This window comes from Neochlamydia sp. TUME1, assembly GCF_000813645.1.
In the GTDB taxonomy this organism is placed as follows: domain Bacteria; phylum Chlamydiota; class Chlamydiia; order Chlamydiales; family Parachlamydiaceae; genus Neochlamydia.
Genome location: NZ_JRXI01000202.1, coordinates 1 through 1,706, shown reverse-complemented (window position 1 = coordinate 1,706; position 1,706 = coordinate 1). Strand labels below are relative to the sequence as shown.

Annotated in this window: 1 protein-coding gene and 1 pseudogene; both read right to left on the bottom strand. The window is 40.6% G+C overall.

Going from position 1 to position 1,706, the window contains the following annotated elements:
* Nucleotides 1–785 (bottom strand): annotated as a pseudogene (locus tag DB41_RS10955) (hypothetical protein); the annotation flags it as partial.
* A gap of 538 nt (nt 786–1,323) precedes the next feature.
* Nucleotides 1,324–1,706 (bottom strand): leucine-rich repeat domain-containing protein (locus DB41_RS09400; RefSeq protein WP_193365255.1); only part of this gene is annotated, 383 nt, incomplete at its 5' end.

The window sequence follows — 1,706 nt, the reverse complement described above, 5'->3', positions numbered from 1 at the left end:
TCAGACAGTTGCCCGATTTCTGCAGGCAGACTGGTGAGCTGGTTTTGATTTAAGTTAAGCTCTCCCAGCTGAGACAGCTGCTCGATTTCTACGGGAAGGCTGGTGAGCTGGTTTTGATTTAAGTTAAGCGCTTGCAGCTCAGACAGCTGCCCGATTTCTCCAGGCAGACTGGTGAGTTGGTTTTGGCTTAACTTAAGCCCTTGCAGCCTAGATAACTGGCATATTTCTGAGGGTAAATAAGTCAAGCCTACTCCAGATAAATCTAAAGCCGTGGTGTTTTTACAATTTTCTTCAATCCAATCTCTAAGAAGCTCCCCTTTTTCCTCTAGAGGCAAGTGTTTAATTTCTTCTCGGCTCAAGTATTCTTCCCCACCAGGAAGTTTTTTCCAAAGTAAAAGGCGATTAATATTCAGCAGATAAGAGGAGTAGTTAGCTAAAGTAAAATATTTTTTTTCTTCTGTCTTCCATTTAAATTCTAGAGGAGAAATGGATTTAGCTAAGGTAAAAACTTGTTTAAAAACTTGATAAACTTTTTCAGTAGAGGTAAGTACAGGATTGAGTTGATAAACTTTGGCTAACATAAGAGTTTGCTGGGTAGTGGCATTCCCTCGGGGGAAATGAAGCTGGGCTATTTTTCTATAAAGAGAAGGCATCACTTCAGAAGCCAGCAGATGATGCCATCTTTTACAGACGCTAAATAAGGGAGGAGCTGCGCAGGCCTCTAAGATAGGGAGCAGCAGTTCATTGGGCAAGCTTCCAATAGATGCCGAAGAGATAGGATGCATTTTATTTCCTTGGATAGTGATGACTTTTCAGCATTTTTATTTTATAAAGCAATATAAAAAAATTAAAAAAGCAAGTCAAACCAATTCGTATCCTTATCAAGGAAAAACAACTCACGGATAATTTACCGCCGCTTTTTTTTCCAGATAGATCCAAGGAAAGAGGGGCTACCCTCCAAGCATTTAGGAGCAGCTACAGGTTTTGGGGATTAAGTGACGCGGCAATTTTGATGTGGCTAAAAGAATGAGATTGATTCTTTGCTTTATTTGAGAAAAACGGCTCTTTTTGGTGCAATGTTTTAATTCTTCTAGCGAATGATGGAATACAATACGCCTAGCTTCTTCCTGTCAAGAAAGGTTGTTCTCCCAGCATAGCAATCTGCAGAAAAAGAGAAAAACTTCTTGTCGTTATAAATGTGTAGGTTAGCTTAAGCTTACTTAGTTGCGGGAAGGAAAGCGAATTACTTGTTTAAAGTAAGACGGCTAAAAGTTTTTTATTTCATTTTAGCTCACCTCAATTTAAGAATTACTTACGACCATTCTACAATGGAAAACGCTGGCTTATTTTTTCTGCAATATCTTTTAAAGGATTTTCCGCTAATTCAAGCGTGCGCAAATCAAGCAACCGCTCAATTTCTTTAGGAAGGTTGGTGAGCTGGTTTTGATTTAATTCAAGCTCGGTAAGCTGAGACAATTGCCCGATTTCTGTAGGCAGAGCGGTGAGCTGGTTTTGATTTAAGTAAAGCCATTCTAGTTGAGGCAGCTGCCCAATTTCTGCAGGCAGAGCGGTGAGCTGGTTTTGATTTAAGTAAAGCCTTTGCAGTTGAGACAACCGCCCGATTTCTACAGGAAGGCTGGCGAGCTGGTTTTGATTTAATTCAAGCGTGTACAGCCGAGACAACCGCCCGATTTCTGCAGGCAGAG